Source organism: Trinickia sp., from assembly GCF_036503415.1.
GTDB lineage: Bacteria > Pseudomonadota > Gammaproteobacteria > Burkholderiales > Burkholderiaceae > Trinickia.
Genome location: NZ_DASXWY010000001.1, coordinates 1 through 26,692 on the forward strand (window position 1 = coordinate 1; position 26,692 = coordinate 26,692).

General features: G+C 65.7%; 18 protein-coding genes. 15 read left to right on the plus strand and 3 right to left on the minus strand.

Translation table 11 applies throughout. The features are described 5' to 3' along the window. From VGL01_RS00005 to VGL01_RS00065, 13 genes are all read left to right on the plus strand, one after another. A partial coding sequence (locus VGL01_RS00005) for a mannose-1-phosphate guanylyltransferase/mannose-6-phosphate isomerase (RefSeq protein ID WP_331565803.1) occupies window positions 1–1,194 on the plus strand: 1,194 nt, incomplete at its 5' end. 30 nt (window positions 1,195–1,224) lie between these two features. Next, complete coding sequence (locus tag VGL01_RS00010; protein ID WP_331565805.1) at window positions 1,225–2,628, plus strand: undecaprenyl-phosphate glucose phosphotransferase; 1,404 nt, start codon at window positions 1,225–1,227, stop codon at window positions 2,626–2,628. Window positions 2,629–2,708: 80 nt separating this feature from the next. Further along, window positions 2,709–3,860, plus strand: coding sequence for a polysaccharide biosynthesis/export family protein (locus VGL01_RS00015; protein WP_331565807.1), 1,152 nt, complete (start codon window positions 2,709–2,711; stop codon window positions 3,858–3,860). Window positions 3,861–3,926: 66 nt separating this feature from the next. After that, window positions 3,927–6,170 carry a polysaccharide biosynthesis tyrosine autokinase gene (locus tag VGL01_RS00020; protein ID WP_331565809.1) on the plus strand — a complete coding sequence of 748 codons (2,244 nt, stop codon included), beginning with the start codon at window positions 3,927–3,929 and terminating at the stop codon, window positions 6,168–6,170. A 69-nt stretch (window positions 6,171–6,239) separates the two neighbouring features. Then, the gene (gene gmd / locus VGL01_RS00025; protein ID WP_331565811.1) at window positions 6,240–7,358 is read left to right on the plus strand and encodes a GDP-mannose 4,6-dehydratase; all 1,119 of its coding nucleotides are present in this window, start codon (window positions 6,240–6,242) and stop codon (window positions 7,356–7,358) included. 13 nt (window positions 7,359–7,371) lie between these two features. Then, window positions 7,372–8,325 (plus strand): GDP-L-fucose synthase, encoded by a 954-nt coding sequence (locus VGL01_RS00030; protein WP_331565813.1) that lies wholly within the window; start codon window positions 7,372–7,374, stop codon window positions 8,323–8,325. 8 nt (window positions 8,326–8,333) lie between these two features. Then, complete coding sequence (locus VGL01_RS00035) at window positions 8,334–9,521, plus strand: glycosyltransferase family 4 protein (RefSeq protein ID WP_331565815.1); 1,188 nt, start codon at window positions 8,334–8,336, stop codon at window positions 9,519–9,521. Beyond that, complete coding sequence (locus VGL01_RS00040) at window positions 9,518–10,774, plus strand: glycosyltransferase WbuB (protein WP_331565817.1); 1,257 nt, start codon at window positions 9,518–9,520, stop codon at window positions 10,772–10,774. The genes VGL01_RS00035 and VGL01_RS00040 overlap by 4 nt, the downstream gene beginning before the upstream one ends. A gap of 426 nt (window positions 10,775–11,200) precedes the next feature. Continuing rightward, window positions 11,201–12,673, plus strand: coding sequence for a circularly permuted type 2 ATP-grasp protein (locus VGL01_RS00045; RefSeq protein ID WP_331565819.1), 1,473 nt, complete (start codon window positions 11,201–11,203; stop codon window positions 12,671–12,673). A 54-nt stretch (window positions 12,674–12,727) separates the two neighbouring features. After that, window positions 12,728–13,798 (plus strand): alpha-E domain-containing protein, encoded by a 1,071-nt coding sequence (locus VGL01_RS00050; protein WP_331565821.1) that lies wholly within the window; start codon window positions 12,728–12,730, stop codon window positions 13,796–13,798. A 46-nt stretch (window positions 13,799–13,844) separates the two neighbouring features. Further along, entirely contained in the window at window positions 13,845–17,324 is a 3,480-nt protein-coding gene (locus tag VGL01_RS00055) for a transglutaminase family protein (RefSeq protein WP_331565823.1), read from the plus strand. An 18-nt stretch (window positions 17,325–17,342) separates the two neighbouring features. Beyond that, on the plus strand, window positions 17,343–19,982 hold the full coding sequence (locus VGL01_RS00060; protein WP_331565825.1) for a circularly permuted type 2 ATP-grasp protein: 2,640 nt from the start codon (window positions 17,343–17,345) through the stop codon (window positions 19,980–19,982). After that, window positions 19,979–20,866 (plus strand): transglutaminase family protein, encoded by an 888-nt coding sequence (locus VGL01_RS00065; RefSeq protein WP_331565827.1) that lies wholly within the window; start codon window positions 19,979–19,981, stop codon window positions 20,864–20,866. Before VGL01_RS00060 ends, VGL01_RS00065 begins: the two co-directional genes overlap by 4 nt. A 26-nt stretch (window positions 20,867–20,892) precedes the next feature. Here the strand turns inward: VGL01_RS00065 and VGL01_RS00070 are convergent, their stop codons facing one another. Then, window positions 20,893–21,504: a hypothetical protein gene (locus VGL01_RS00070; RefSeq protein WP_331565829.1), complete on the minus strand. Its 612-nt coding sequence runs from the start codon at window positions 21,502–21,504 to the stop codon at window positions 20,893–20,895. Between the two features lie 172 nt (window positions 21,505–21,676). Here VGL01_RS00070 and VGL01_RS00075 point away from each other — a divergent pair, with 172 nt between their 5' ends. Both VGL01_RS00075 and VGL01_RS00080 read left to right on the plus strand, forming a co-directional pair. Continuing rightward, window positions 21,677–22,339, plus strand: coding sequence for a putative colanic acid biosynthesis acetyltransferase (locus VGL01_RS00075; RefSeq protein ID WP_331565831.1), 663 nt, complete (start codon window positions 21,677–21,679; stop codon window positions 22,337–22,339). A gap of 195 nt (window positions 22,340–22,534) precedes the next feature. Beyond that, window positions 22,535–24,256 (plus strand): GMC family oxidoreductase, encoded by a 1,722-nt coding sequence (locus tag VGL01_RS00080; RefSeq protein WP_331565833.1) that lies wholly within the window; start codon window positions 22,535–22,537, stop codon window positions 24,254–24,256. A gap of 82 nt (window positions 24,257–24,338) precedes the next feature. On the opposite strand, the gene VGL01_RS00085 is transcribed toward VGL01_RS00080, so the two are convergent. Both VGL01_RS00085 and VGL01_RS00090 read right to left on the minus strand, forming a co-directional pair. Then, a complete protein-coding gene (locus VGL01_RS00085) occupies window positions 24,339–25,538 on the minus strand; it encodes a glycosyltransferase (RefSeq protein ID WP_331565835.1) in 1,200 nt (399 codons plus the stop codon). A 4-nt stretch (window positions 25,539–25,542) separates the two neighbouring features. Then, on the minus strand, window positions 25,543–26,692 hold a 1,150-nt coding region (locus tag VGL01_RS00090), incomplete at its 5' end, for a hypothetical protein (protein ID WP_331565837.1).

Sequence of the window (26,692 nt, forward strand, 5' to 3'; positions counted from 1 at the left end):
GGCTTCGGCTACATCCGCATCGGCGACGCGTTGGGCGACGGCGCACATCGGATTGGCGGCTTCGTCGAGAAGCCGGCGGCGGAACTCGCCGCGCAGTATCTCGCCGCGGGCAGCTACTGGTGGAACAGCGGCATCTTCGTCATGCGTGCATCGGTATGGCTTGCGACGCTGCGCGCCCTGCAGCCCGCGATGCATGACGCGTGTCTCGCGGCGTTCGCGAGCGGCGCGACGCAAGACACGCGTTTCACACCGGGTGCGCAAGCATTCGCGCAGACACCGGCCGATTCGATCGACTATGCGGTGATGGAGCGGCTCGGCGGCGCCGATGCGCCGTGCGAGGGCGTCGTCGTGCCGCTCAACGCGGGCTGGTCGGACCTCGGCTCGTGGGATGCCGTCTGGGATGCGCTCGAGAAGGATGCGCAAGGCAACGTGGCACGCGGCCGCGTCGTCTTCGAAGGCGCGACATCGACCTATGCGCATTCGCAGGGCCGGCTCGTGGCATGTGTCGGAACGGCCAACATCGTTGTCGTGGAGACACCCGACGCCGTGCTGGTCGCCGACCGGTCGCACGTGCAGCGCGTCAAAGGGCTTGTCGCCCGCATCAAGGCCGATCATGCGCCGGAGGCCGATGCGCACCGCAAGGTACGGCGTCCGTGGGGCTTTTACGACTCCATCGATCATGGCGACCGCTTCCAGGTCAAGCGCATCGTCGTCTCGCCTGGCGCGCGGCTATCGCTGCAGATGCACCACCATCGCGCCGAGCATTGGATCGTCGTGCGCGGCACCGCGCTCGTCACGCGCGGCGAGGAGCAGTTCCTGTTGAGCGAAAACGAATCGACGTTCATTCCGCTCGGCGTGCTCCACCGGCTCGACAACCCCGGCAAGATGCCGCTCGAAATCATCGAAGTGCAATCGGGCGCCTACCTCGGCGAAGACGACATCGTGCGTTTCGACGACCAATACGGTCGATGCGCGCCGGCCGCGGCCGAGGACAACCATGGGAGCAATGCGAGCAGCAACGTCAATGGCACCGGCCACGGCCACGGCAGTGGAAACGGCAATGGCGCCAGCAACGGCAACGGCAGTGTCCATGTCGCCAGCAATGGCGACGGCAATGGACATGCGGGCGACCACCACGGCAGCGACCGCCCCGGTAACGACCAGCGCCGCAACGGCAAGGGCCTGGCGTCCTGACGGCCGCCCGATGCTCGCGGAGATACGAACATGCGTGACTTCCAAGGCCTCTTTGCACGATTGTGCGACGTCGCGCTGATCGTCGCGGCGGCGGTCCTGGCGTCGCATTTGCGGTTCGAGGACTGGGCTCGAGACGGCTTTGCGGATGCGTTTGCGCTTTACACCGCGGCCTTTGCGCTCGTGCTGTTCCCCGTGTTCGGCGTCTACGAGTCGTGGCGCGGGCGCTCCAAGCGCGTGTTGGCGGGCCAGGTCGCGCTCGCATGGATCGTCGTGCAGGCTTGCGCGTTGATGGTCATGTTCTCGCTGCGCCAGATCGATTTCATTTCGCGCCTGTGGTTCGCCTACTGGAGTGCATTGGCCGCCGGGTCGCTGATCGCCTATCGCCTCGTCGCGCATGCCCTGCTGGCGCGGCTGCGCCACGCCGGCCTGAATCTGCATCAAGTCGCGATCGTCGGATGCGGTACGCACTGCGAGGGCATCCTGCGGCGGATCGAAGCGGCACCGGCGACCGGTTTCCGTGCAACGGCCGTCTATCTGCCGAACGGCGATCCGCGGCACGAACTGGCCGCGCTCGATCATGCGGAGCCGAAGGTGGAGCGGTTCGACGATTTCGATGCCTTCGTCAAGTACGTGCGTGCGAGCGATCTGCACGAACTCTGGCTCGTTTTGCCGTTATCCGAGGAGCGCACGATTTTGCGCGTGGTGCGCGAGTTCCACGAAGATCTCATCAACATTCGCTTCATGCCCGATATTCGCGCCCTCGCCCTGTTCGACACGAGCGGCATCATCGATCTGCTCGGGGTGCCCGCGATCAATCTCATGGCCTCGCCGCTCTCGCCGAGCGCCATGTTGAAAAAGGAGATCTTCGATCGCGTGTTCGCGCTGTGTGCGCTGATCGGCCTCGCCCCGCTGCTGCTGGTCATCGCGATCGCGGTGAAGGTTTCGTCGCCGGGTCCCGTGTTCTTCCGGCAAAAGCGCAAAGGCGCCGACGGACGCGTCTTCACGATTTACAAGTTCCGCTCGATGCGGATCCACGATGAGAAACCCGGCGTGGTCAAGCAAGCGGTGCGGCACGATCCGCGCGTGACGCGCGTCGGCGCCTTCTTGCGTCGCACGAGCCTGGACGAACTGCCGCAGTTTTTCAATGTGTTGAAAGGCGACATGTCTGTCGTCGGACCGCGTCCGCATGCGCTCGAACACGACGATCTCTATCAGAAGGTTGTCGCCGGCTACATCCATCGCTATCGGATCAAGCCCGGCATCACCGGCTGGGCGCAAGTCAATGGTTATCGGGGCGAGACGGACCGCATCGAAAAAATGGAGCGGCGCGTTGCGCACGATTTGTATTACCTCGGCAACTGGTCGTTCGCACTGGACATGCGAATCATCGCCGCGACCGTCGTGAAAGGGTTCAGGCATACCAACGCATATTGACGGTCGATGAAGAGCGGCGTCTGCACCGGCACGTTGCGGGCGGGCGCCAAAACCAATAACCGGCACGGGAGGGAAGGGTCATGTGCTATTCGGTCGAGCGCGTTCGCGCATACGTAATGGTTGGGTTCATCGCGCTGGCGGGCACGCTCGGAGCGTGTTCCATCGTGCCGGGTCAGCGCATGGATACCCCGGCGACCGTCGACGAGACGGGCGGCGAGTACAGCAAGGAGCCGGTGCAGAAGACGCAGATTCCAATCACCGACATCAACCTCGCGTTGATTCGGCAAATGGGCACCCAGGCGGGCCAGCCGAAGCTTTCGCCCGACATCCTGAGCTTGTTCGGCAAGGCGGGCCCCTACACGGTCGGCCCGGGCGACGTGCTGCAGATCACGGTCTGGGATCACCCCGAGCTTGCGGCCGCGCTCGGCCAGCCGGCGGCGACGACGCGCGACGCGGACGCGGCACCGGGCTTCGTCGTCGACGAAGCGGGCAACATCCAGTTCCCGTATGCGGGCGTCGTGCATGTGGCGGGCGACAGCACTGAAACGATCCGGCGCAAGATCGTGTCGCGTATCAGCCGGGTCTACAAGAGCCCGGAAGTGACGGTGCGTATCACCTCGTACCGCGCGTCGCAGATCTACGTCGACGGCGAAGTCGGCAAGCCGGGCGCCCAGCAGATCAACGACATCGGCATGACGCTCACGCAGGCCATCGGCCGCGCCGGCGGGTTCACGGGAGCCGCCGATCAGGGCGAAGTCACGCTCGTGCGCGGCGGCACCAGCTACCCGATCAACTTCAACGAGATCGTGAAGAGCGGGCACAACCCCAACGATCTGGTCTTGAAGCCCGGCGACATGCTGCGGGTCGGTTCGCGCGACGAGCACGGCGTCTATGTGATGGGCGAGGTCAACAAGCCGGCGACCGTTCTGCCGATGCGCAGCGGCAGGCTCTCGCTCGCGCAGGCGCTCTCAGAGGCCGGCAGCATCAACCCGAACACCGCCAAGGCCAAGGAGCTCTTCGTCATTCGCACGTCGTCGACGGGCAACCAGCCGCAGATCTATCACCTCGACGCAACGTCGCCCGTTTCGATGGTGCTCGCGAATCAGTTCGCGTTGCAGCCGAAGGACGTCGTGTATGTCGATAACGGTGGGCTCGTCAAGTTCAACCGCGTGCTGAATCTGCTCTTGCCGGCAATCAACGCGGGGCTGACGGCGGCCATCGTGACGAAATAGTGCAACCCATTCGTCCCGTCGTGCGCGGCGCGGCATGACGGGACGGTCAGCAACGGGGCAACGGATATGGCTATGAATTTCGAAAACCGCTACACCGACGTGACGGCAGCCGACGAATTGCGCCTGACGGACTATCTTCAGGCGATCGTCGGAAACTGGCGACTGATCGCGACGATCACGCTGGCCGTGACGCTGGTTTCAGTGGGCTACGCGTTTCTGACGCGGCCCGTATACAAGGCCGATGCAGTCATCCAGGTCGAGGACGTCCAGAATGGCGAAAACGGAGGCGGCGGCAATCAGCAGCAACAGATCGAGCCGCTCTCGCGGATGTTCACGCGCAAGGCGACGACCGCAGCCGAAATCGAACTACTGAAGTCGCGCCTCGTCACCGAGGCGACGGTGCGCGATCTGCACCTCGATACGACCGTCGAACCGCGGACCGTGCCGGTCATCGGCTCGATCCTCGCTGCGCTGACGACGGGCAAGTGGGGTTTCAAGGTCGATCCCTTCATGAACCTCGGCGGCTTCGCGTGGGGCAACGAGAAAATCGGCGTGACCCGCTTCGATACGCCGAAAGCGCTTTACGGCAAGCCGTTTACGCTGGTCGCCGGACCGTCGGGCACCTTCACGCTCGAAGATGGCGATGGTATTGCCCTTGCCAGCGGCCGGGTGGGCGAAGACGTGAAAGCCGCGACCGCGGCCGGCACCGTGCTGTTGCATGTCGATCAACTCGCGGCTCGCCCCGGTACGCAGTTTCATCTGACGCGCGCCTCGACGCTCGACACGGTCGAGCACTTGCAAAAAGCGTTGCGCGTGGCCGAGACGGGACTGCAATCGGGTGTGATCAACGTGACGCTGCAAGGCGAGAACGCGCAGCTGACGGCCGACATCGTCAACGGTATCGCGCGCCAGTTCATCAAACAGGACGCGGATCGCCGCTCCGCCGAAGCGGAGCACACGCTCGCCTTCCTGGACGAGCAACTGCCGCAGTTGCGCCACGAACTCGATGCGGCGGAGCAGCGTTACAACAATTTCCGGAACACGCACGGCACGGTCGACCTCAGCGAAGAAAGCCGGTTGCTGCTGCAGCAGATCGTCGACAACAAGACGAAGCTCGCGGACTTGCAGCGCCAGCGTGCCGATCTGTCGCAGCGCTTCACGGCCAACCATCCGGCGGTGGCCGCGCTCGATGCGCAGATCGCGCAACTGCAAGGGTCGCAGGGGCAGATGTCCAAGAACGTCGCGCAACTGCCCGATACCGAGCAGACGGCGTTGCGTCTGTTGCGCGATGTGCGGGTCGATACCGAGCTTTATACGAATCTGCTGAATAGCGCCCAGCAACTGCGCGTCGTCAAGGCGGGGCAGGTCGGCAACGTGCGCGTCGTCGATTTCGCCGAGACGCCCGATCAGCCGGTCTGGCCGAAACGCTACATCGTGATTCTGATCGGCTTGGGCGGCGGACTCTTCCTCGGCATCGTGGCCGCGTTCGTGAAGAAGGCGCTTTACGGCGGCGTGGAGCGTGCCGACGAGATCGAGAACGCGATCGGCGTGCCGGTTTTCGCGGTGGTGCCGCGAAGCGGCTTGCAATTGCGTCTGCAGCAAAACGTGATGATGCGCCGGCAGGGCTTGCATGTGCTGGCCGCGCAATCGCCGCAGGACATCGCCGTCGAAGGCGTGCGCAGCCTGCGCACCACGCTGCAGCTCTCGCTCGATCAAGCGCGCAACAACATCGTCATGCTGACGGGTTCCCGTCCCGACGCGGGCAAGTCGTTCCTGTCGGTCAACCTGGCTGCGCTCGTCGCATCGGCCGGTAAGCGCGTGCTGGTGATCGACGGCGACATGCGGCGCGGCGAGGTGCATTCGCACTTCGGCGTGCGCCATCAGCCGGGGCTCTCGGATGTGCTGCGTGGGGCCGAGCCGGCCTCCGTCATCCAGCGCGAAGTGCTGCCGGGTCTCGACGTGCTGACGAAAGGCACGCTGCCGAGCCACCCGTCCGAGCTGCTCATGAGCGAGCGCTTCCGCGATTTGCTCGACGCGCTCTCGCGGCATTACGACCTGGTGATCATCGATACGCCGCCGGTGCTCGCGGTCACCGATTCGACGGTGATCGGCAAGTACGCCGGTACGTCGTTGCTGGTCGTGCGGTATGGACGGCATCCGATCGCGGAGATCACTGAGACGGCGAAACGCCTCGAGACCGGCGGCGTGAACCTGCAAGGTGTCTTGCTCACAGATGTGCCGCCCGCCGTGCCGATGCTGGGTGGCTCGTACAACGGGGGCTACTACGGTTACGAAAGCATCGCCGAGTGAGATCGGCGATGCAAACCCACCGCGCCGGATTGGAAGCGGCGCGGCCACACTACACAGAGGATATTGGCGATGAACCAAAAGGTCGCGTTGATTACCGGAATCACCGGGCAGGACGGTTCCTATCTGGCGGAGCTGCTGCTGGACAAAGGCTATGTCGTGCATGGTCTGAAGCGCCGCACGTCGCTGTTCAATACGGACCGCATCGATCATCTCTATCGCGATCCGCATGAAAGCGGCGAGCGGCTCACGCTGCATCACGGCGACCTGACCGATTCGGCGAGTCTGCTGCGCGTGATTCAAGCCATCGAGCCTGACGAGATTTACAACCTGGCGGCGCAAAGCCACGTTCATGTGTCGTTCGACGAGCCGGAGTACACGGCGAATGCCGATGGCCTCGGGGCGCTTCGCATCCTGGAGGCGATCCGCATCCTCGGCATGGAGAACAAGGCGCGTTTTTATCAAGCGTCCACCTCCGAGCTCTACGGCCTCGTGCAAGAAGTCCCGCAACGCGAGACGACACCGTTTTACCCGCGCAGTCCGTATGCGGTGGCGAAGCTCTTCGCGTACTGGACGACGGTGAACTATCGGGAGGCGTACGGCATCTATGCGTGCAACGGCATCCTGTTCAATCACGAATCGCCCGTGCGCGGCGAGACATTCGTTACGCGCAAGATCACGCGCGCGCTTGCCCGCATTGCGGTGGGCATGCAAACGGAGCTCTATCTGGGCAACCTCTCGGCGCTGCGCGATTGGGGCCATGCGCGCGATTACGTCGAAATGCAGTGGCTGATGCTGCAGCAGGAAGAGCCCGAGGATTTCGTCATCGCGACGGGAGAGCAATACAGCGTGCGCGAGTTCGTCGAGCGTGCCGCGGCCGAGCTCGGCGTGACGATTCGCTTCGAAGGCACCGGCGTGGACGAGGTGGGGATCGTCGAGCAGGTCGCGAACCGCGAAATACGCGTGACGCCGGGCGACGTGATCGTCCGCGTCGATCCGCGCTACTTCCGTCCCACCGAGGTGGAGACATTGCTCGGCGATCCGTCCAAGGCCCACGAAAAGCTGGGCTGGAAGCCGCGCACGTCGTTCGAGGCGCTGGTGAAGGAAATGGTCCGCGCCGATTATCAGCTCGCACGGCGTGATGCGCTCGTTACGCTCGCGGGCTTCACAGCGCTCGAACACCACGAGTGAGGAGACCTGAGCGATGGACAAGGAAGCACGCATCTATGTGGCCGGCCATCGAGGTATGGTCGGCTCCGCACTCGTGCGCGAGCTCGATGCGCACGGTTATCGCAACATCATCACGCGCACGCACGCCGAACTGGACCTGACGGACCAGCATGCGGTCAACGCGTTTTTTCACGATGCCCGTGTCGACATCGTGCTGCTCGCGGCGGCGCGCGTGGGCGGCATCCTCGCCAATGCCACGCAGCCGGCGCGCTTTCTCTACGAGAATCTCGCCATCGAGACCAACGTGATCCATGCGGCCTATCGCGCGCAGGTGGGGCGGCTCGTCTTTTTCGGCTCGTCATGCATCTACCCGAAGCTCTGCCCGCAGCCGATTCGCGAGGAGTACCTGCTCAGCTCGGCGCTCGAGCCGACCAACGATGCCTATGCCATCGCCAAGATCGCCGGTCTCAAGATGTGCAACGCCTACAACAGCGAATACGGCACGCATTACGTTTCGCTGATGCCGACCAATCTCTACGGCCCCAACGACAACTACGATCCGCGCGGCTCGCACGTGCTTCCCGCGCTGATCCGCAAGGCACACGAGGCGAAGGCGGCCCATGCACCCCAACTGACTGTGTGGGGAACGGGTACGCCGCGGCGCGAGTTCCTGCACGTCGACGATCTTGCCGGGGCTACGCGCTTTTTGCTCGAGGGCGACGTGGGAGAGGGCGTCTACAACGTGGGCGTGGGAGAAGATCTATCTATTCGCGAGCTGGCCGAGTGCGTCGCGCGCATCGTCGGCTACGACGGCGAGCTGGTATTCGATGCGACGAAGCCCGACGGCACGCCGCAAAAGCTGCTCGACGTCTCCCGGCTCGCGCAGATGGGCTGGCGGGCGCGCATCGGCCTCGAAGAGGGCATCGCGCGGACTTACGAGGATTTTTGCTCGCACCATTGCGAACTCGAAACGGCTTCGAACGGATGAATCGAAAAATGACAGCAACCGTGACGATCTTTCACAACGTAGTGTGGTCGCGCCACAAGGGCGTTGTGTTTTCAGCGCTGCACTCTTTGTCGACGAGCGGAACCATCCGATACTCGATGGTCCAGATCGCCGATACCGAAACGGATCGCGTCGGGTTTTCGGACGTCGACTACTCGTTTCACCGGTACCCGATGCAAAAGCTCTTCGACGGGTGCTATGAAGACGTGCCGGCCTGGAAGATGATCGGGCGGTTGACATGGGAGGTCGTGAAGGCGAAGTCGGACCTGATCGTGCTGCCGGGCTACCACCGGCCCGAGTATTGGGCGATGCTCGCCGCCTGTATCGTCACGCGCAAGCGGCGCGCGGTGTTTTGCGATTCGACGGGGCGCGACAAGCCTCGCCGATTGGCCACGTCGATTCCGAAGCGTATCTTCTTCTCGCTTTGCGACGGTTACTTCGGTTTCGGCGAGCGCTCGCGCGAATACCTCGTCTCGCTCGGCGCGAAAGCGAACCGCATCTTCGTGCCTTGCCAGGCGGCGGCCTTGCCGCGCTCGTATTCGAGCGAGCACGCACTCGAGGCGCGTATCGACAAGCGCGCGAGCGGCGAGCCGGTTTTTCTCTACGTCGGCCGGCTGTCCGAGGAAAAGAGCATCGATACGCTGATACGCGCGTTCGCGCAGGTACGGATGAGCGTACCGTCGGCGACGCTGCGAATCGTCGGCACAGGGCCGATGCTCGATACGTTGAAGACGCTCGTCGATTCGCTCGGCGTGCGCGGCACCGTACATTTCGTCGGCAGTCTGCAAGACGAGCCGCTTTCGAACGAGTACTTCGCCGCGTCGTGCCTCGTGCTGCCGAGCACGAGCGAGCCTTGGGGCCTCGTCGTCAACGAGGCGCTGAGCCACGGTTGTCCGGCTGTCGTCAGCGACCAGTGCGGCTGCGTGCCCGAGCTCGTCGTAAGGGGCGAAACGGGCTATGCATTCGAAGCGGGCAATATCGCCGCGCTGCGCGACACGCTGTTGATGGCGATGGAGCGATTCGCCGATACGCGGGCGACGGCGGAGCGGTGCCTCGAACGCATCGCGCGGTTCGATCCGCGCTCGGCGGCGGCCAATATCGCGCGCGGCTGCGCGACGATGCTCGTCGACAAGAGCGGCGATCAACCGGCGACCGGCGCGGAGCGACTGCGCCAATGAGGCTGCTCGTCTATGGTCTGAACTATGCGCCCGAGTTGACCGGCACTGGCAAGTACACGGCGGAGATGGCCGAGGCACTGGCCGTGCGCGGCCACGACGTGCGCGTCGTCACCGCGCCCCCGTACTACCCTGAGTGGCGCGTGGCCGAAGGGTGGCACGCCTGGCGTTATCGGCGCGAAACGCGCGCGGGCGTGACTGTCTGGCGCGCGCCGCTATGGGTGCCGGCGCGCCCGAGCGGTGCGACGCGTCTCGTGCACCTGGCTTCGTTCGCGCTGAGCTCGGCCGTGCCGATGGCGCGTCAGTTGCGCTGGCGGCCCCATGTCGTCATGGCTGTCGCGCCGACCCTGCTGTGCGCCCCTGCCGCGCTGGCGGTGGCGCGCATGACGGGTGCGCGCGCGTGGCTGCATGTTCAGGACTTCGAAGTGGATGCGGCGTTTGGCCTGGGCATGCTTCGGAGCCCGCGCGCGGCCCGGCTCGCGCGCGGCGTCGAGCGCTCGCTGCTCACGCGCTTCGATGTCGTCTCGTCGATCTCGGCGAAGATGGTCGAGCGGCTTTCGCGTCTGGGCGTCGACGCGTCCAAAGCGTTTTGCGCACCGAACTGGGTCGATGTCGAGGGGATCCGTCCGCTCGATCGCCCGAGCGGGTACCGGCGAACGCTTGCGATCCGCGATGACGCGAAAGTGGTGCTCTACGCGGGCAACATGGGAACGAAGCAGGGGCTCGAGCATCTCGTCCATGCGGCCATCCTGCTCGCCCATCGTACCGACATCTGCTTCGTCTTTTGCGGCGAAGGCCCGACGAAGGCCGGTATCGCCCAACGGTGCGCAGCGCTTCCGAACTGCCGCGTGCTGGGCCTACAGCCCGCCGAACGGCTGAACGAGCTGCTCAATCTCGCCGATATCCATGCGCTGCCGCAGCGCGCCGATGCGGCCGATCTGGTCATGCCTTCGAAGCTCACGGGCATGATGGCCAGCGCGCGCGCCATCGTGGCGATGGCGCGTTCCGGGACGGAGCTTTACGACACAGTCGCTCCGCGCGGGATCGTCGTCGAACCCGACGATGCACGCGCGTTTGCGCGGGCGATCGTGAATCTTGCCGACGATCCGGCACGTCGTGCGCGGCTCGGCGCGGAGGCTCGGCGCTTCGCCTGCGAGACGCTGTCCACGGCCTCGGTGTTGGCGCGCCTGGAGGCGCGGCTCATCGAATGCGCCCGGCGCGCAACGCCGGCGATCGAATCCCGGCGGGCCGGGTGACCCGCGGGGCTTCGGTGCCCCGTGCTGGTGCGGCGCAGCTTTCACTGATGCCCCATTGAAGTGCGTGAGCGTTGGGAGCCCCGCCGGTCCGCCGATATAACCCGTCGCTGATCCGCGCTTCCTCAAGCCTGGCTTGCATCGGCACGCTAATTGCGTTGATGCGTCCCAACGTCCGGTTGCCTGCCGCATGGCCTGTGCTGCGGGTTTTCCCCCTATCGCGCTCGGCCTCGCAGCCGGCTACCGTGGCGTTGAGCGCCGGGCGAAGCGAGATCGACCGGGCTTTCGAGTGCGGCCGCCGCGTGCTGCCGCCTCCATCGAAGAATGCTTGATACCGAACGACTGCGTCCCGATGAGGGCGATAGTCGGGCTCGACGGGGCCATGCTTTGAGCGCCAACGGCCCCGAATAACGGACGGGAATATCGGCCATGACGCAAGCCTTCTTCAGCGAGATGTTCGAGCGCGATGGGCCCGCTATCGCGGGCGTGCCGCCAGCCGAGTTTCCAGGCTGCGGCGAAACACGCGCGCACTACCGTGAATTCCACGGGTGGATGTGCGCGCAAAGCGAGCAGCAGATTGCGAACAAACGCGCCGAAGCGGATCTGAACTTCCGCCGCGTCGGCATTACGTTCGCGGTCTATGGCGCAAAGGACGAGACCGGGGTCGGCACCGAGCGTACGATTCCGTTCGACGTCATTCCGCGCATCTTTCCGGCACACGAGTGGGCGGCCCTCGAACGGGGCCTGCGCCAGCGCGTTTGCGCGCTGAACCGCTTCATTCACGACGTCTATCACGATCAGGCGATCATGCGCGCGGGCGTCATTCCCGCGGAGCAGATCCTCGCCAACGGGCAGTACCGTCCGCAGATGCAAGGCGTGGATGTGGCGCGCGACATCTACGCGCACATCGCCGGCATCGATATCGTGCGTGCCGGTGCCGGCGAGTTCTACGTACTCGAGGACAACCTGCGGGTGCCCTCGGGCGTGTCGTACATGCTCGAGAACCGCAAGATGATGATGCGGCTCTTCCCCGATCTCTTTGCGCGCAATCGCGTCGCGCCGGTCGCGCATTATCCGGACCTGCTGCTCGATACGCTGCGCTCGGCGGCGCCGCACGGCGCGGGTGACCCGACGATCGTCGTGCTCACCCCGGGCATGTACAACTCGGCGTATTTCGAACACGCGTTTCTCGCGCAGCAAATGGGCGTGGAGCTGGTCGAGGGGCAGGATCTGTTCGTCGAGGGCGGCTTCGTCTACATGCGGACCACGCAGGGGCCGCAGCGCGTCGATGTGATTTACCGACGGGTCGACGACGACTTCCTCGACCCGGAGGTGTTCCGACCGGATTCGACGCTCGGCGCGGCCGGTTTGCTCGCGGCCTACCGCGCCGGCAACGTGACGCTGGCCAATGCGGTGGGCACCGGTGTCGCCGACGACAAGTCGATCTATCCGTACGTGCCGGACATGGTGCGGTTCTATCTCGGCGAGGAGCCGATCCTCAACAACGTGCCGACGTGGATGTGCCGTAAGCCGGACGACCTGCGCTACGTGCTCGATCATCTGTCGGAACTCGTCGTGAAGGAAACGCACGGCGCGGGCGGCTACGGGATGCTCGTCGGTCCCGCGTCGAGCGCGGCCGAGATCGAGGCGTTTCGCGCCGCGTTGATTGCGCAGCCCGACAAGTACATCGCGCAGCCGACACTGGCACTCTCGACCTGCCCCACCTATGTCGAGGCAGGCATTGCCCCGCGCCACATCGATTTGCGGCCGTTCGTGCTCTCGGGCAGCGAAGTGCGGATGGTGCCCGGAGGCCTCACGCGCGTTGCGTTGCGCGAGGGCTCGCTCGTCGTCAATTCTTCGCAAGGGGGCGGTACCAAGGACACCTGGGTGCTCGAACAGTAGGTCGCGCGGTACCGCCGCATTTTCGCTCTTGCCACGAACGCATCGGGAGACAGTATGTTAAGCCGCACCGCCGACCATCTCTTCTGGATGGCTCGCTATACCGAGCGTGCCGAGAACACGGCTCGCATGCTCGATGCGAACTATCAAATGGCGCTGTTGCCGCAATCGGACGAATACGCGGCGCTGGGCTGGCGCGCCATGCTGTCCATTTCCGAGCTCGCGGACAGGTATGAGGCCGCGCATCCGCGCATGACGAGCCGCGACGTGATCGCCTTCATGTCGAGCGATCGCGACAACCTCTCGTCGATCGTCAACTGCTTGCGTGCCGCGCGGGAAAACGCACGCGCCGTGCGCGGCGCCATCACGACCGATCTTTGGGAAACGCTCAACACGACGTGGCTCGAGTCGCAGCGCATGCTCGCCGACGGCGTGCTCGATCGCGATCCGGGCCAGTTCTTCGAGTGGGTCAAATTCCGCTCGCATCTATCGCGCGGCGTGCAACTCGGCACCATGGTCAAGGACGAGGCGTTTTACTTCATGCGCCTGGGCACGTTCCTCGAGCGGGCCGACAACACCGCGCGCATTCTCGACGTCAAGTACGAGATGCTCGAGCAACGCGGCGGCATGCTGACCCAGCCGCTCGCGCAGTCGCTCGATTACTATCACTGGGCAGCAGTGCTGCGCTCGGTGTCGGGCTTCGAGGTCTATCGCAAGGTCTACCGCGATGTGATCACGCCGGAGCGCGTCGCGGACTTGTTGATCCTCTTCGCGGACTGGCCGCGCTCGCTCGCGGCGAGCCTCGACGAAGTTCGCCAGATCATCGCGCGGGTGCGTAACGCGCGCTCCGCGCACGCGGAGGCGATGGCCGTGCAACTCCATGCCGATGTGCGGGCCGCGTCGATCGGCGACATCCTGCGTGGCGGGCTGCATGCCTGGCTGACCGATTTCCTCGTGCGGATCAACGAACTCGGCAGCCGTGTCAGCCGCGATTTCCTCGTGCCGCTCGCGCCGGAACCGGAGGCTGCCGTCGTTCAAACAGCATCTCAGTCCCAATCGCAATCATCGCAATCGCAATCGCAATCGCAATCGCAAACGCAGTCCCAGTCTCAGCCGCACGCGGCATGAGCGCCGCGGCCGAAACGTTTCCCGCTCACCGCTTCGAGGTACTCACGTGTCGATTCGCGTCGCGTTAAATCATGTCACGCGGTACCGCTACGACCGCCTGATCACGCTCGGGCCTCAAGTCGTCCGGCTGCGGCCGGCGCCGCATTGCCGCACGCCCATCCTCGGGTATTCGATGCGCGTCGAGCCGGCGAACCATTTCGTCAACTGGCAGCAGGATGCCTTTGCGAACTACCAAGCGCGCCTCGTCTTTCCCGAGCCCACGCGCGAATTCCAGGTCACGGTCGATCTCGTGGCCGAAATGTCCGTCTACAACCCGTTCGATTTCTTTCTCGAACCGGAGGCGGAGAAATTCCCGTTCACTTATGCGAGCGCGCTTGCCGCCGAGCTTGCGCCGTATCTCGTGCGCGCGGCCGAGCCGACGCCGCGGTTTGCCGCTTTCGTCGAAAGCATCGACCGCACGCCGTGCGGCACGGTCGACTTTCTCGTCGCGATCAACCAGCGTCTGGCCGATGAGATCGGCTATTTGATCCGCATGGAGCCCGGCGTGCAAACGCCGGAAGAAACGCTCGATAAAGGCTCGGGCTCGTGCCGCGACACAGGTTGGCTGCTCGTCGAGACGCTGCGCCATCTCGGCCTTGCCGCGCGCTTCGTCTCGGGCTATTTGCTGCAGCTCGCCCCCGATGAGAAAGCGCTCGATGGTCCGAGCGGAACGGAGGTCGACTTCACCGATCTGCACGCGTGGTGCGAGGTCTATCTGCCGGGCGCGGGCTGGATCGGCTTCGATCCCACGTCGGGGCTGCTCGCCGGCGAAGGGCATATTCCCGTCGCGTGCACGCCGCAGCCGGGCAGCGCGGCGCCGGTAGCGGGCGCACTCGACGAATGCGAGGTCGAGTTTTCGCACAGCATGTCGATCACGCGTGTGCTCGAGACGCCGCGCGTGACCAAGCCTTACGACGATGCGCTCTGGCAGGACATCGAGCGCGTCGGCGCGCACGTGGACGCGGATCTCGAGTCGATGGACGTGCGGCTCACGATGGGCGGCGAGCCTACGTTCGTCTCGGTGCGCGAGCGCGATGCCGCCGAGTGGAACACCGATGCGCTCGGGCCGACCAAGCGTGGCTATGCGGTCTCGCTGATGGACAAGCTGCGCGCCCGATATGGCGCGAACGGCTTCCTGCACGTGGGGCAGGGCAAGTGGTATCCGGGCGAGCAACTACCGCGCTGGGCGCTGTCGCTCTTCTGGCGCGCGGATGGCGAGCCGTGCTGGCAGGACCCGACGCGCTTCGCAGACGAGCGCGATCCGATGCACTACACCGCGGACGATGCCGGCCGGTTCATCCGCCATCTGGCGGGCAAGCTCGCGCTCGACGACACGCATATCCAGCCCGGCTACGAGGATGTCTGGTACTACCTGTGGCGCGAGCGACGCTTGCCGGTGAACGTCGATCCGTTCGATTCGCGTCTCGACGACGAGCTCGAACGCCTGCGGCTGCGGCGTATCTTCGATGCGGGCCTGGCAGCCGTGACCGGTTACGCACTGCCGATTGCGCGGGAACGGGACACGGCGGCGACACTCGCAGGCCCGCGCTGGATCACGGGGCCCTGGTTCTTTCGCGACGAGCGCATGTACCTGATTCCGGGCGACTCGCCGATGGGCTATCGGTTGCCGCTCGATGCGCTGCCCTGGGTCGGTGCGGCGGACCATCCCCGGCTGCACGAGCACGATCCGTTCGGGCCGCCGGCCGCGTTGCGCAGCGCAACGCAATTGCGTGCGCAGTATGCGTCGCCGGTAGATGCGGCAAACGACGTTGCGAAGCCCGCCCGGGCTGCGGGTCCCGCCGGCGCATCGCGAGGGCAAGGCGGCGACGCTGCCGCGGCCGATGCGCGTATGCCGGAGCACGGCGAATCGGCGGCATGGCTCCATCGCACGGCGCTTTGCGTCGAAGCGCGCGATCCCTCGCGCGCGGCCGGGCCGCAAGCGGAGGCTGACGCCGCGGCGGCGGGCCGCAAAGGCGGCGCGCTTTATGTCTTCATGCCGCCGCTGGCCGCGCTCGACGACTATCTCGACCTGCTGGCGGCCGTCGAGGCGACGGCTGCGGACCTGCAGGTCAAGATCGTGATCGAAGGCTATCCGCCGCCGCGCGATGCGCGCCTGAAGCTGCTGCAGGTGACGCCCGATCCCGGCGTCATCGAAATCAACATCCATCCGGCCGCGACGTGGAGCGAGCTCGTCGACAACACGGCGTTCCTTTACCGCGCCGCGCACGAATCGTATCTGGGCCCCGAAAAGTTCATGCTCGACGGACGCCATACGGGTACAGGCGGCGGCAATCACATGGTGCTGGGCGCCGCGACGCCGGCCGACAGCCCCTTCCTGCGCCGCCCCGATCTGCTCGCAAGCCTCATCGGCTATTGGCACAACCATCCTTCGCTGTCGTACTTGTTCTCCGGGCTCTTCATCGGTCCGACGAGCCAGGCGCCGCGCGTCGACGAAGCCCGCAACGATCAGCTCTACGAACTCGAGATCGCGTTTCGCGAGCTGCAGCGTCAGCTCGACGGACTCGCGGCGCTGGGCGCGGGCGACGAGTCGGTGCCCCCCTGGCTCATCGATCGTGCATTGCGCAACATCCTCATCGACGTGACGGGCAACACGCACCGCGCCGAATTCTGCATCGACAAGCTCTATTCGCCCGACGGTCCTACGGGGCGGTTGGGCTTGCTCGAGCTGCGCGGCTTCGAGATGCCGCCGCATGCGCGCATGAGCCTCGCGCAGCAACTGCTGCTGCGCGCGCTCGTCGCGCGTTTTTGGCGCACGCCGTACACGACGCGTCTCACGCGCTGGGGCACCGAGCTGCACGATCGCTTCATGTTGAGCACCTTCGTGCAGATGGATTTCGACGATGTGCTCGCCGATCTTCGCGCGGCCGGCTACGCGTTCGATCGTGCCTGGTTCGCGCCGCATTTCGAATTCCGCTTCCCGCTCGTCGGCGAGTTCGATGCGAGCGGCGTCGCGCTGACGCTGCGCCATGCGCTCGAGCCCTGGCACGTCATGGGCGAGGAGGGGGGGCCAGGCGGCACGGTGCGCTTCGTCGATTCTTCGCTCGAGCGCATCGAGGTGCGCGCGCTCGGTCTCAACGAAAACCGCCATACCGTAACGGTCAACGGCGTGCCGCTGCCGCTGCAGCCTACGGGCCGTGCGAGCGAGTACGTGGCGGGCGTGCGCTTTCGCGCATGGCAGGCGTCGTCGTCGCTTCACCCGACCATCGGCGTGCATGCGCCGCTCACGTTCGATCTCGTCGACAACTGGGCCGAGCGCTCGCTCGGCGGATGCCAGTATCATGTCGCACATCCGGGTGGACGCAATTATCAGACGTTTCCCGTCAATGCCTACGAAGCGCAGAGCCGGCGGCGTGCGCGCTTCTTTACGATCGGTCACACGCCCGGGCCGATGTCCGTAAAGGCGCGCGAGCGCAGCCTCGAGATGCCTTTTACGCTCGATCTGCGGCGTGTCGGCGGCGACGACTGACCGAAGCCAGAGAGCCTTTTGCCTTTTCAATCGACCCTGCCGTTCGATGCCGCGGCCGATGTCGCCGATGCGCTCGCGCGATTGCTCGACGTTCCGACGCGCGCCGGCCATTGGGACGAGCTGCGCGATGCCACCGGCGCCTTGCGCGCGCCGTGGCGGCGTTTTTTCGGCCTGCTGGGCGTGGACGGCGTCGCGGGCCTCGAGCCTGCCGCAGCCGCTATCGCCCGGCAGATCCGCGACAACGACATCACCTATAACGTCTATGCCGATAACGGCGAGCCGCGGCCCTGGGCGCTCGATCTGCTCCCGTTCATCGTCGACGAGAACGAATGGGCGACGATCGAGCGCGGTGTCGCGCAGCGCGCGCGACTGCTGGAGGCGCTCATCGCGGATATCTATGGTGCGCAGACGGTGCTTGCGCGCGGCTTGTTGCCGGCGGCGCTCGTATTCGGGCATCCGGGCTATCTGCGCCCGATGAAGGGTTGTTTGCCGCCGGGCGGCCGATATCTGCAGATCGTGGCAGTCGATCTGGCCCGCGGGCCCGCTGGCGAATGGACCGTCATGGGGCACCGCACGCAGGCGCCGTCGGGGCTCGGCTACGCGCTGGAGAACCGGCTCATCGTTTCGAGCCTGTTCGCTCAGCCGTTTCGCGCGCTCGGCGTGCAACGGCTCGCCCCGTCGTACTCGCAGTTGATCGCGACGCTCGCGCAGGCGGCGCGCACGACGATGACCGACGACGAGCGCCAGGCCCGCGCCGGCTCGCCGCATATCGCGCTGTTGAGCCCGGGGCCGTTCAGCGAGACCTACTTCGAGCATGCGTTCCTGTCGCGCTATCTCGGCCTCACACTCGTCGAAGGCAGCGATCTCACGGTGCGCGGCGACAAACTCTATCTGAAGACGCTGGCGGGCCTCGAGCGCGTGCACGGCCTGCTGCGCCGGCTCGACGACAGCTTTTGCGATCCGGTCGAGCTGCGCGCCGAATCGAGCATCGGCGTGCCGGGCTTGCTGGAGGTCATGCGCGCCGGCAATGTCGTCGTATCCAACGCCCCGGGGGCCGGTGTGGTCGAGTCCGCGGCGCTGCACGGTTTCTTGCCCAAGATCGCCGAAGCGTTGTTCGGCGAGCCCCTCGCTTTGCCGAGTGTCGCCAGTTGGTGGTGCGGCGAAGCGGCCGTGCGCGAAGACGCATTCGCGCGGCTGACCGATGCATGGCTCGCGCCGACCTGGGCAGGACTGCCGCATCCGGCCTCATCGGACATGCCGCCCGGGCTTGCGGCCGGACCGCAGCGTCTGGCCGACTGGCGCGCGCGCATCGAGCAGGCGCCCGACGCGTTCACGATCCAGGCGCCGCTGCCTTATTCGTGCGCGCCGCGCTACGAGGACGGCACGTTATCGCACCGCCCCTGCGCGCTGCGCGTGTATGCGATCGCGGGGGCGTCGGGCAGCTGGCACGTGCTGCCGGGCGCGTTCACGCGCATGGCGGGCGATCGGCAAACGAGCGTCTCGATGCAGTCGGGCGGCAGCAGCGTCGATACCTGGGTGCTGTCGAGCCGGCCGGGCTCGACCTTTTCGCTGTTGCCCACTCCGATGAAGCCCGGCGATTTCGCCTATCGCCGCCGCACCGTATCGAGCCGCGCCGCCGAAAACCTGTTTTGGGCCGGGCGCTACAGCGAGCGCGCGGAAAACAGCGTGCGGCTCGCCCGCCTCATTCTCGGCTCGCTCGACAGCCACGATTCCGAGGAGATGCTGGCCACGCTCGTGGAGCTCGCCGCGCGCTTCGAGCTCATTGGGGCTGCCGAACCGGCGGCCCGGCCCACGCGCCATGCGTTCGAACGCGCGCTGGTGGCCGGTTTGCACGAGCACTCGGGCACGGCCAGCATCGGTCGCATCATCGCGAGCCAGGCGCGGGCTTGCGGCGAAATCCGCGCGCGGCTCTCGAACGACCACTGGCGGACGATTCTCGCCGCGCGCAACGATTTTCGCGATGCACTGCATGCGCTGTCGCTCGTGCCGCCGTCGAACGCACGAGGGGAGGAGGCGGGGCAGGGCGAGCGCTACGATTCGTACGATCGCGTCGCGCTGATGAACGCGCTGGAGACGCTCGCCATGCAGCTTTCGGCCATCAGCGGCGCGCAAGGCGATCGCATGGTCCGCGACGAAGCATGGCGGCTGCTCTTCGCGGGCCGGCACATCGAGCGCGTGATCGGGATGACGACGCTGTTGCGCGTCGTGGCCGACGCAGGCGTGCTGGCCACGCCTGCCGGCTTCGATCTGCTGCTGCAGCTTTTCGACAGCACGCTGACCTATCGCTCGCTGTATCCGGGGCGGCTCGAGGTGCCCGCATTGATCGATCTCGTCGTCGTCGACCCGACGAATCCGCGTGGGCTCTACGGCGTCTACGAGCGGCTCGCGAAGAAACTCGACGAGATCGCCGCGGCCGCGGGCGGCGCGGTGCGGCGGCCGTTCGGCGAGGCCATGCCGCCCGTATCGTCGCTGCCGACGCTCGAGCGCCTTTGCAGCACCGACGCCGCGGGGCGCTACGCGACGCTCGCCGCCCTATGCGACGAACTGGCCTCGCATGTGGCCGCGGCATCGAACGAGATCAGCAGCCGCTACTTCTCCCACGCGGACAACCCGCTGGCAGCGAGGCTATCGACATGAGCGCAGAGCTGAGGCTGTCGGTTTCGCACGTCACGACCTATCGCTATACGGTGCCGGTCGAGACGGCACAGCATCTCGCCGCACTCCGGCCGCTCGATTGCGCCTGGCAGCGTGTGCTCTCGCATCGTTTGAAGATCGACCCGGTGCCCGCTTACGAGAGTGCCCACATCGATGCGTTCGGTAACGAGGTGCGTTACTTTTCCTTCGAGGCCCCGCACGACTACCTGGAAGTCACGAGCGAAACGACGGTCGAGTTGGCCGAGCGCTGGGCGGCGCTCGACGTGTGGGCGACACCGGCCTGGGACACTGTCGCCGCCGCCCTGCGCTACCGCGCCGGCGAGCCCTATATGCCCGAGAGCGAATTCGTCTTCGCCTCGCCGAACATCGCGCTCGCACCGGAGCTGCGGGCGTACGCGCAATCGAGCTTCGCGCCCGGCACGCCGCTCGCCGTGGGCGCCACCGACCTCATGCATCGGATCCATGCCGATTTCGTCTACGCGCCGCAGGCCACCGAATTCGATACGCCCGCGCTGCGCGCGTTTCATCTACGCCAGGGGGTCTGTCAGGACTACGCGCAAGTGATGATCGGCTGCCTGCGTTCGATCGGCCTGGCGGCTCGCTACGTGAGCGGCTACTTGCGCACGGTGCCACCGGAGGGGACACCGCGGCTCATCGGCGCCGATGCATCCCACGCGTGGGTATCGGTGTTTTGTCCCGGGACCGGCTGGGTCGATTTCGATCCCACCAACGATGTGCTGGCCGATCTCGATCACGTCACGCTCGGCTATGGCCGCGACTATACCGACGTATCGCTGCTGCGCGGCATCATCCTCGGAGGTGGGGAGCATACGGTCGAAGTCGCCGTCCATGTAGCCGCGCAGTAGTCGCGCAGTAGTCGCGCCCTCGCGCGCTACCACGGCATCCGATAGACGGTCTGTCCGTTTGCATTCCCATTGGCCGGGCCCTTGAACGCGTCGCGATAGGCTGCTTGCGCGGCGGCTTGCGGCGTGCGTGCGGGCCCGTTGTCGGCCCCGGCTGCGCCCCCGTTCGCGTCATCCGCCGGGGGCGGCCGGCGACGACCGCCCGGTGGCAGCGGATCGTAGCCAAGGCCAGGGCCGCCGCCTGTCGGCACGCGCTCGGCCTTCATCAATTCCGTTTGACGCGCTTCGTCCGCGTCGCCCGCCGTTGGATACGGATTGCTATAGGCGGGGGGGCCGCCCATGAGCGCTTCCTCGTTGCCGATGCCGCGTAACTGATTGGCGGTGGTGCGCGCCGCGGCCGCTCGGTCCCCGGCCGTGCCGGGGGCTGCGGCGGCGTTGTTGTTGTTGCGGGCATTGCCGGCACCGGGCGCCCCGGCGGGTGCGCCGGGCGGCGCAGCGGCGAGCGGCGCAGCGGCAAAGAGCGCAACGCATGCGGCCGCGGACACGAGTGCGGCGTGCGCGGTCCGCGCGAGCTCAGTTCGCCGCGCTCTGCCTTCTTGCGCCCATCCGGCGCCATGTCGATGCTGCGAAAACAGTGTCACAAGCAGACTCCCTTGTGCAACGTCTGACAGCTCCCATGCTCGCGCGGGCAGACCCTGCGGCGCCGCCAAAACACCGTAACCGCCCGCCATCCGTGCGGCTGCCGACAAATCGTGGCATGCGTCGCGCTCGATAATCGCCGCACGAGAGCAAGAACATTCGAGGGCATCGGCGATGGAGCGCCATATCGACCATGACGAGGCCGCGCAAGCGCGCCTTGACAACGACGACCTGTCAGCGAGGCGGGCCGGGAGTGCGCGCGTGACAGGCGCCCCTGCCGACTCGGCCGCCGCACGGCGCGTCATCGACTTGTCGCGGGCGGGCAAGGGCAATTACGTTGCACGCCGCAGCAGGCTGATCGAAGCGATCTGGTTCCTCGTCGAAGCGTGCGTGATCAACAACAAGCTCCTGCCGATCTCCGCTGTCCGCGTTGCGCTATTGCGCCTTTTCGGCGCGAAGATCGGCACCGGCTGTCGTTTCGTGCATCCGCTGCGCGTGAAGGCACCCTGGAATCTGGAAGTCGGCGATCACTGCTGGTTCGGCGTCGATGTCTGGATCTACAACCAGGCGCCCATTCGAATCGGCTCGCACGTCTGTATCTCGCAAGGCACGTTTCTGAGCGCGGGCTCGCATGACATGTCGACGACGATGGATTTGCGCGTGGCACCGATCGTCATCGAAGACGGCGTCTGGATCACCTCGAAATGCGTCGTGCAGATGGGGGTCACCATCGGGCGCTCGGCCGTGGTCACACCACTGTCGGTCGTGCATCGTTCGCTCGATGCGGAGGGTGTTTATGGCGGCAATCCGTGCCGGCTCCTGCGCAAGCGCTTTTGATAATGCAGATAAAAAGAGCAAACATGACGGTATTGCGTAATTCATCGGATCGTATGCGCAATAATTTTTTTGGTTTTAACTTCGCTTCACCGACTATTCATAATTGAACGGAATTTCGTTGGCCGGAGGCGGCGCGAAATTGGCCGACGAGGAAAACGCACCGGCTCATTATCCCAATAAAACTGGGGAAAAAGAATGTTTGTCGATACACGCACTGTCGACGAGGGGTACATCGTCGAAGCTACGGTTTGTATTGTTGGCGCGGGCGTGGCGGGGATTACGCTCGCGCTTGAAATGAATCGGCTTGGCATCGATACATGTCTGCTCGAAAGCGGCGGATACAAGGCCGATGATGAAACGCGGGATTTGTATCGGGGCGAAAATGCCGGCCTGCCATACTCGTTTGCCGATGGCAGCCGCAGCCGTTTTCTCGGCGGGAGCAGCAATTGTTGGGGCGGCTGGTGCCGCCCGCTCGATCCATGGGACTTCGACAAGCGCGAGTGGGTGCCGCATAGCGGCTGGCCGTTCGGGCTCGACGAGCTGGCGCCCTACTATGCGCGCACGCATGCGTGGCTCAAGCTCGGCCCGAACAATTTCGATCCGGAATTCTGGGAGCGCGCGATCGGGCGACCGGACGTGCGCCGCATTCCGCTCGTGACGGGCAAGGTCCGCGATACGGTCGCGCAGTTCAGCCCGCCCGCGCGCTTCGGCAAGCTCTATCGCAGCGCGCTCGAGCGTTCGGCAAGCGTGCGGGTTTTTCTGCATGCCAATGCGGTCGATATCGAGACCGATCGCACCGCCTCGCACGTGACGGGCATCGCAGTCGCCACGCTATCGGGCCGCCGCATCGCCGTGCGCGCGAAACAGTACGTGCTTGCCGCGGGCGGTATCGAGAACGCACGCATCCTGCTCGCTTCCAACCGTGTGCAGCCGGCGGGGCTGGGCAACGGCAACGACGTCGTCGGCCGGTTCTTCATGGACCATCCGCGCATCATGTCCGCGAGCGTCCGATTCTCCGAAGCGTGGGCGCGCAACAAGCTCTACGACATCAAGTTCCATTACCAGAACGCCGCCGTGGCCGCGTTGGGCACGCCGATCTCGTCGCAGTTCGCGTTGACGCCCGACGTGCTGCGGCGCGAGCAGCTACTGAACTCGCGCGTCTGGTTCTTCTCCCTGTTCTACGGTGAGGGCAGCGCCGGCGCCGAGGCGCTGATCCGCTGCAAGCAGGCGCTCTTGAAGAAAGATCAACCGGGGTGGCGCTTGCGCGACGATGTCGCCACGATGGCCGCCCATCCCATCGATACGGTCGGCTTTGGCTTGACGCGGCTTTTTCAGCCGCGCGCGCTGATCACCGATGTCAAACTGCAGGCGATCGTCGAGGCGGCGCCGAACCGCGATTCGCGCGTGACGTTGAGCGAATCGCGCGACCGGCTCGGCATGCCGCGCGTCAAGGTTGCATGGAGGCTCGATTCGCTCGTGCAGCGCACGTTCGACCGGACCTTCGCCTTGATGGCCGATGAATTGCGTGCGAGCGGTGTCGCGCAGGTACGGCTCGACGAGCCGCTCGAGGGCCGTGCGTGGCCGTCGTCGCTCGAAGGGACCTGGCATCACATGGGCACCACGCGTATGCACGATTCTCCGCACGAAGGCGTGGTCGACCGGGACTGCAAGGTTCACGGCATCGACAATCTGCACATTGCCGGCTCCTCCGTGTTCCCGAGCGTGGGCGCCAACTTTCCCACCATCACGATCACGGCGCTCGCGCTACGGCTGGCTGAGCGGCTGGCCTCTTCGCTCGGCAGGGTCGATGCACTCCCGGCGAGCAACGACGCGTACGCGAACGCCGGCAACGGCGACGCGAAGGTCGATTCCCTGCCGTTCGCCGCCGCGACGCTCTCGCGCATAGCAAAGGAGTGACGAGCGGCCGCTGCGATATCGCGCGATGTGCGGGCTGCCCGCGCGATCGCGCGGGCCCTCACGGGTTAGGAGCCGAGATCGTCTAGGACGACGATAATCGCGCCGAACGCTCGAGCGGGTAAGTCGGACGCGCCGCATCGGCCTCGAGCACGTCGATCAGCCGCCTGGCGTGCGCTTCTGCGGTGAAGCGCTCGTGGAACGTCGCGGCAGCCCGCGCGCGCATGCGCGTGCGCGCTTGCTCGTCGAGCGCGAACCAGCGCCTCAAGTTGCGCTCCGTACCTGCCACGGTATCGGGGGCGACAAACCCCGCACCATCACCGGCCACTTCGCGCCAGATGTTGACCTTGTCCGAGATCAAGACGGGCACGCCGCACGCGAGCGCCTCCACGACAGCGATGCCGAAGTTTTCCTGATGCGACGGCAACACGAACGCATCGGCGGAATAGAAGGCGCCCCATTTGAGCTCGCCCTTGAGCATGCCGGCCCAGGTGACGCGTGCTTCGATGCCGGCGCGTCGTGCCTCGTCGCGCAGCGCGGCGAGCGTGTCGTCGCTGCCGGGGCCGGCCAGTACGAGATGCGCGTCGCCTGCGCGTTGTGCGAGATTGGCGAACGCGCGCAGCAGCAGATCGCAGCCCTTTTTCGGGTGGATGCGGCCAAGAAAGAGAATGAGCCGCTTGCCCGCGAGCTCGGGCCGCGCTGCGAAGAACGCTGCGCGCAGCGGGGCCGCGTGAGCGGGCGGCGCCGCCGTGCCATACGAAACCACCTGCTCGCGCGCGCGATACAGCCAGAACGATTGGCGTGCGAGCACGCGTTCCTCTTCGGTCGTGAACAGGACTGCGCGCGCATCGCGCAGCACGCGGTATTCAGCCCACGGCCAATAAAGCCACTTCTTCAAATGTTTGAGCGGATACGCGCGCTTGAACCAGGGGTCGAGCATGCCGTGGGCGAACACGTAGTACGGCACGCCGAGGCCTCGCAGCGCGCGCCACGCCGCAAAGCCGTGATACTGCCAGAGGCCGTTGACGACGACGGCGTCGAAGCGCGGCGCGTGTTCGCGCAGCCACGGCACCGCATGGGGCGTGCGTCCGTATTTTCCTTGCGGCGGGCCGAGTCCGGTGACGATCGCGCCCGGCTGAGCGAGGAACGGCGCATCGGGCGCATCGAGCGAGGCGATCTCGACCCGATGCCCGAGCGCGGAAAGCGCCTGGACGCTTTGCCGCACGCCTTCGGCCGGACCGCCTGCTTCCGGATCGAGCGTGGCTGTCAACTGAAGGATTCTCATGGCGTTATTGCGGCTCGATACGGTCGTCGTCGCGGCGCTGCGTGAGCGCCGGCGTCGGAGCTGGCGGCGGAGCGATTGGCGCAGCGAGCGACGGCTCGTGCCGGTCGTCGACGCCGTCGCTCTGCCGCCGTTGCGCGCCGAGCGCGGTCTGCGGTACGGGCCGACCGACTGCCGGTTGATGTCGTATCGGTGCGGGCCTCATCTGCGCTCCCAGCCGACGCAACTGCACGTGCATCGCGATCATCAATCCGAGCGACACACCGAAGACGAGTCCGGAAAAACGCGGACCGAGCGGATTGCCGCCGATCGAGGTGGCGGGCAAGGCCGCCGTGAGCAGAATTGCGCGGCCGAGCACCGGTAGATAGGGAACATGCGGCATATGCATGCGCCATCGCCGGTAGGTGATGGTGCAACGATAGAGCGCGAAAAGGATGGCTACCGGCATGGCGACGCCGAAGAACAACCCGCCCGCAAAGAACTGATAGACCCAGAAGTTGTGTCCAGCCGACCAGTCGTGAATCGCGTAGAAGTCCTTTTTGGTCATCTGCCCTTGCAAATCGGGCAAATAGCTCGGCGAATAGCGATACTCGTGTCCGTAGCCCATCCCGAAGAGCGTCGATACCGGCGCGGACGTGACTTCGTCGTACTGATATTTCATTTCGGCCAGACGGGTGACGGTCGTCGGGTCCTTGCCCGTCGCCGTGGCCTTTTCGGCGAAGAAAAGCCGCTGTGTCCAGTGGCCGGCCACCGCCGGAAAAAGCGTAGCCGCCCCGAATGCCATCCCGCCGAGCAGGATCGTGGCCACCGTGGCGCGCAGGAGCGCCCGCACGAGATAGCGCAGCGAAGGCGCGCTCATCCAGACCGCAAGCGCAAAGAGGAGCGCGGTGCCGACGAGCAAAGAGCGCGTGACACTGAGCAGCTCGATGAGGATGGTCCCCATGAACAGGACGAGCGTGAGCGCGGTGAACCGCTTGGCGATCACGAACTCGTGCAGCAGCACGCCTTGCAATCCGAGAAACGTCGCCGATACGATGCGATAGCGCACGTCTTCGAGCGGCCCGCCCGTTGCCATGCCATAGACGAACGTGAAGGCTAGCGCAATGACATTGGCCCAAAACATCGCCTTTTCGAATTGCTCGACACGGCCTTCCTGC

What these genes read in the sequence shown, in the direction of transcription:
- VGL01_RS00010 (WP_331565805.1), top strand. Translation starts at nt 1,225, where the DNA reads ATGCGTGACTTCCAAGGCCTCTTTGCACGATTGTGCGACGTCGCGCTG.
- VGL01_RS00015 (WP_331565807.1), top strand. Translation starts at nt 2,709, where the DNA reads ATGTGCTATTCGGTCGAGCGCGTTCGCGCATACGTAATGGTTGGGTTC.
- VGL01_RS00020 (WP_331565809.1), top strand. Translation starts at nt 3,927, where the DNA reads ATGGCTATGAATTTCGAAAACCGCTACACCGACGTGACGGCAGCCGAC.
- gmd (WP_331565811.1), top strand. Translation starts at nt 6,240, where the DNA reads ATGAACCAAAAGGTCGCGTTGATTACCGGAATCACCGGGCAGGACGGT.
- VGL01_RS00030 (WP_331565813.1), top strand. Translation starts at nt 7,372, where the DNA reads ATGGACAAGGAAGCACGCATCTATGTGGCCGGCCATCGAGGTATGGTC.
- VGL01_RS00035 (WP_331565815.1), top strand. Translation starts at nt 8,334, where the DNA reads ATGACAGCAACCGTGACGATCTTTCACAACGTAGTGTGGTCGCGCCAC.
- VGL01_RS00040 (WP_331565817.1), top strand. Translation starts at nt 9,518, where the DNA reads ATGAGGCTGCTCGTCTATGGTCTGAACTATGCGCCCGAGTTGACCGGC.
- VGL01_RS00045 (WP_331565819.1), top strand. Translation starts at nt 11,201, where the DNA reads ATGACGCAAGCCTTCTTCAGCGAGATGTTCGAGCGCGATGGGCCCGCT.
- VGL01_RS00050 (WP_331565821.1), top strand. Translation starts at nt 12,728, where the DNA reads ATGTTAAGCCGCACCGCCGACCATCTCTTCTGGATGGCTCGCTATACC.
- VGL01_RS00065 (WP_331565827.1), top strand. Translation starts at nt 19,979, where the DNA reads ATGAGCGCAGAGCTGAGGCTGTCGGTTTCGCACGTCACGACCTATCGC.
- VGL01_RS00075 (WP_331565831.1), top strand. Translation starts at nt 21,677, where the DNA reads ATGGAGCGCCATATCGACCATGACGAGGCCGCGCAAGCGCGCCTTGAC.
- VGL01_RS00080 (WP_331565833.1), top strand. Translation starts at nt 22,535, where the DNA reads ATGTTTGTCGATACACGCACTGTCGACGAGGGGTACATCGTCGAAGCT.
- VGL01_RS00085 (WP_331565835.1), bottom strand. Translation starts at nt 25,538, where the DNA reads ATGAGAATCCTTCAGTTGACAGCCACGCTCGATCCGGAAGCAGGCGGT.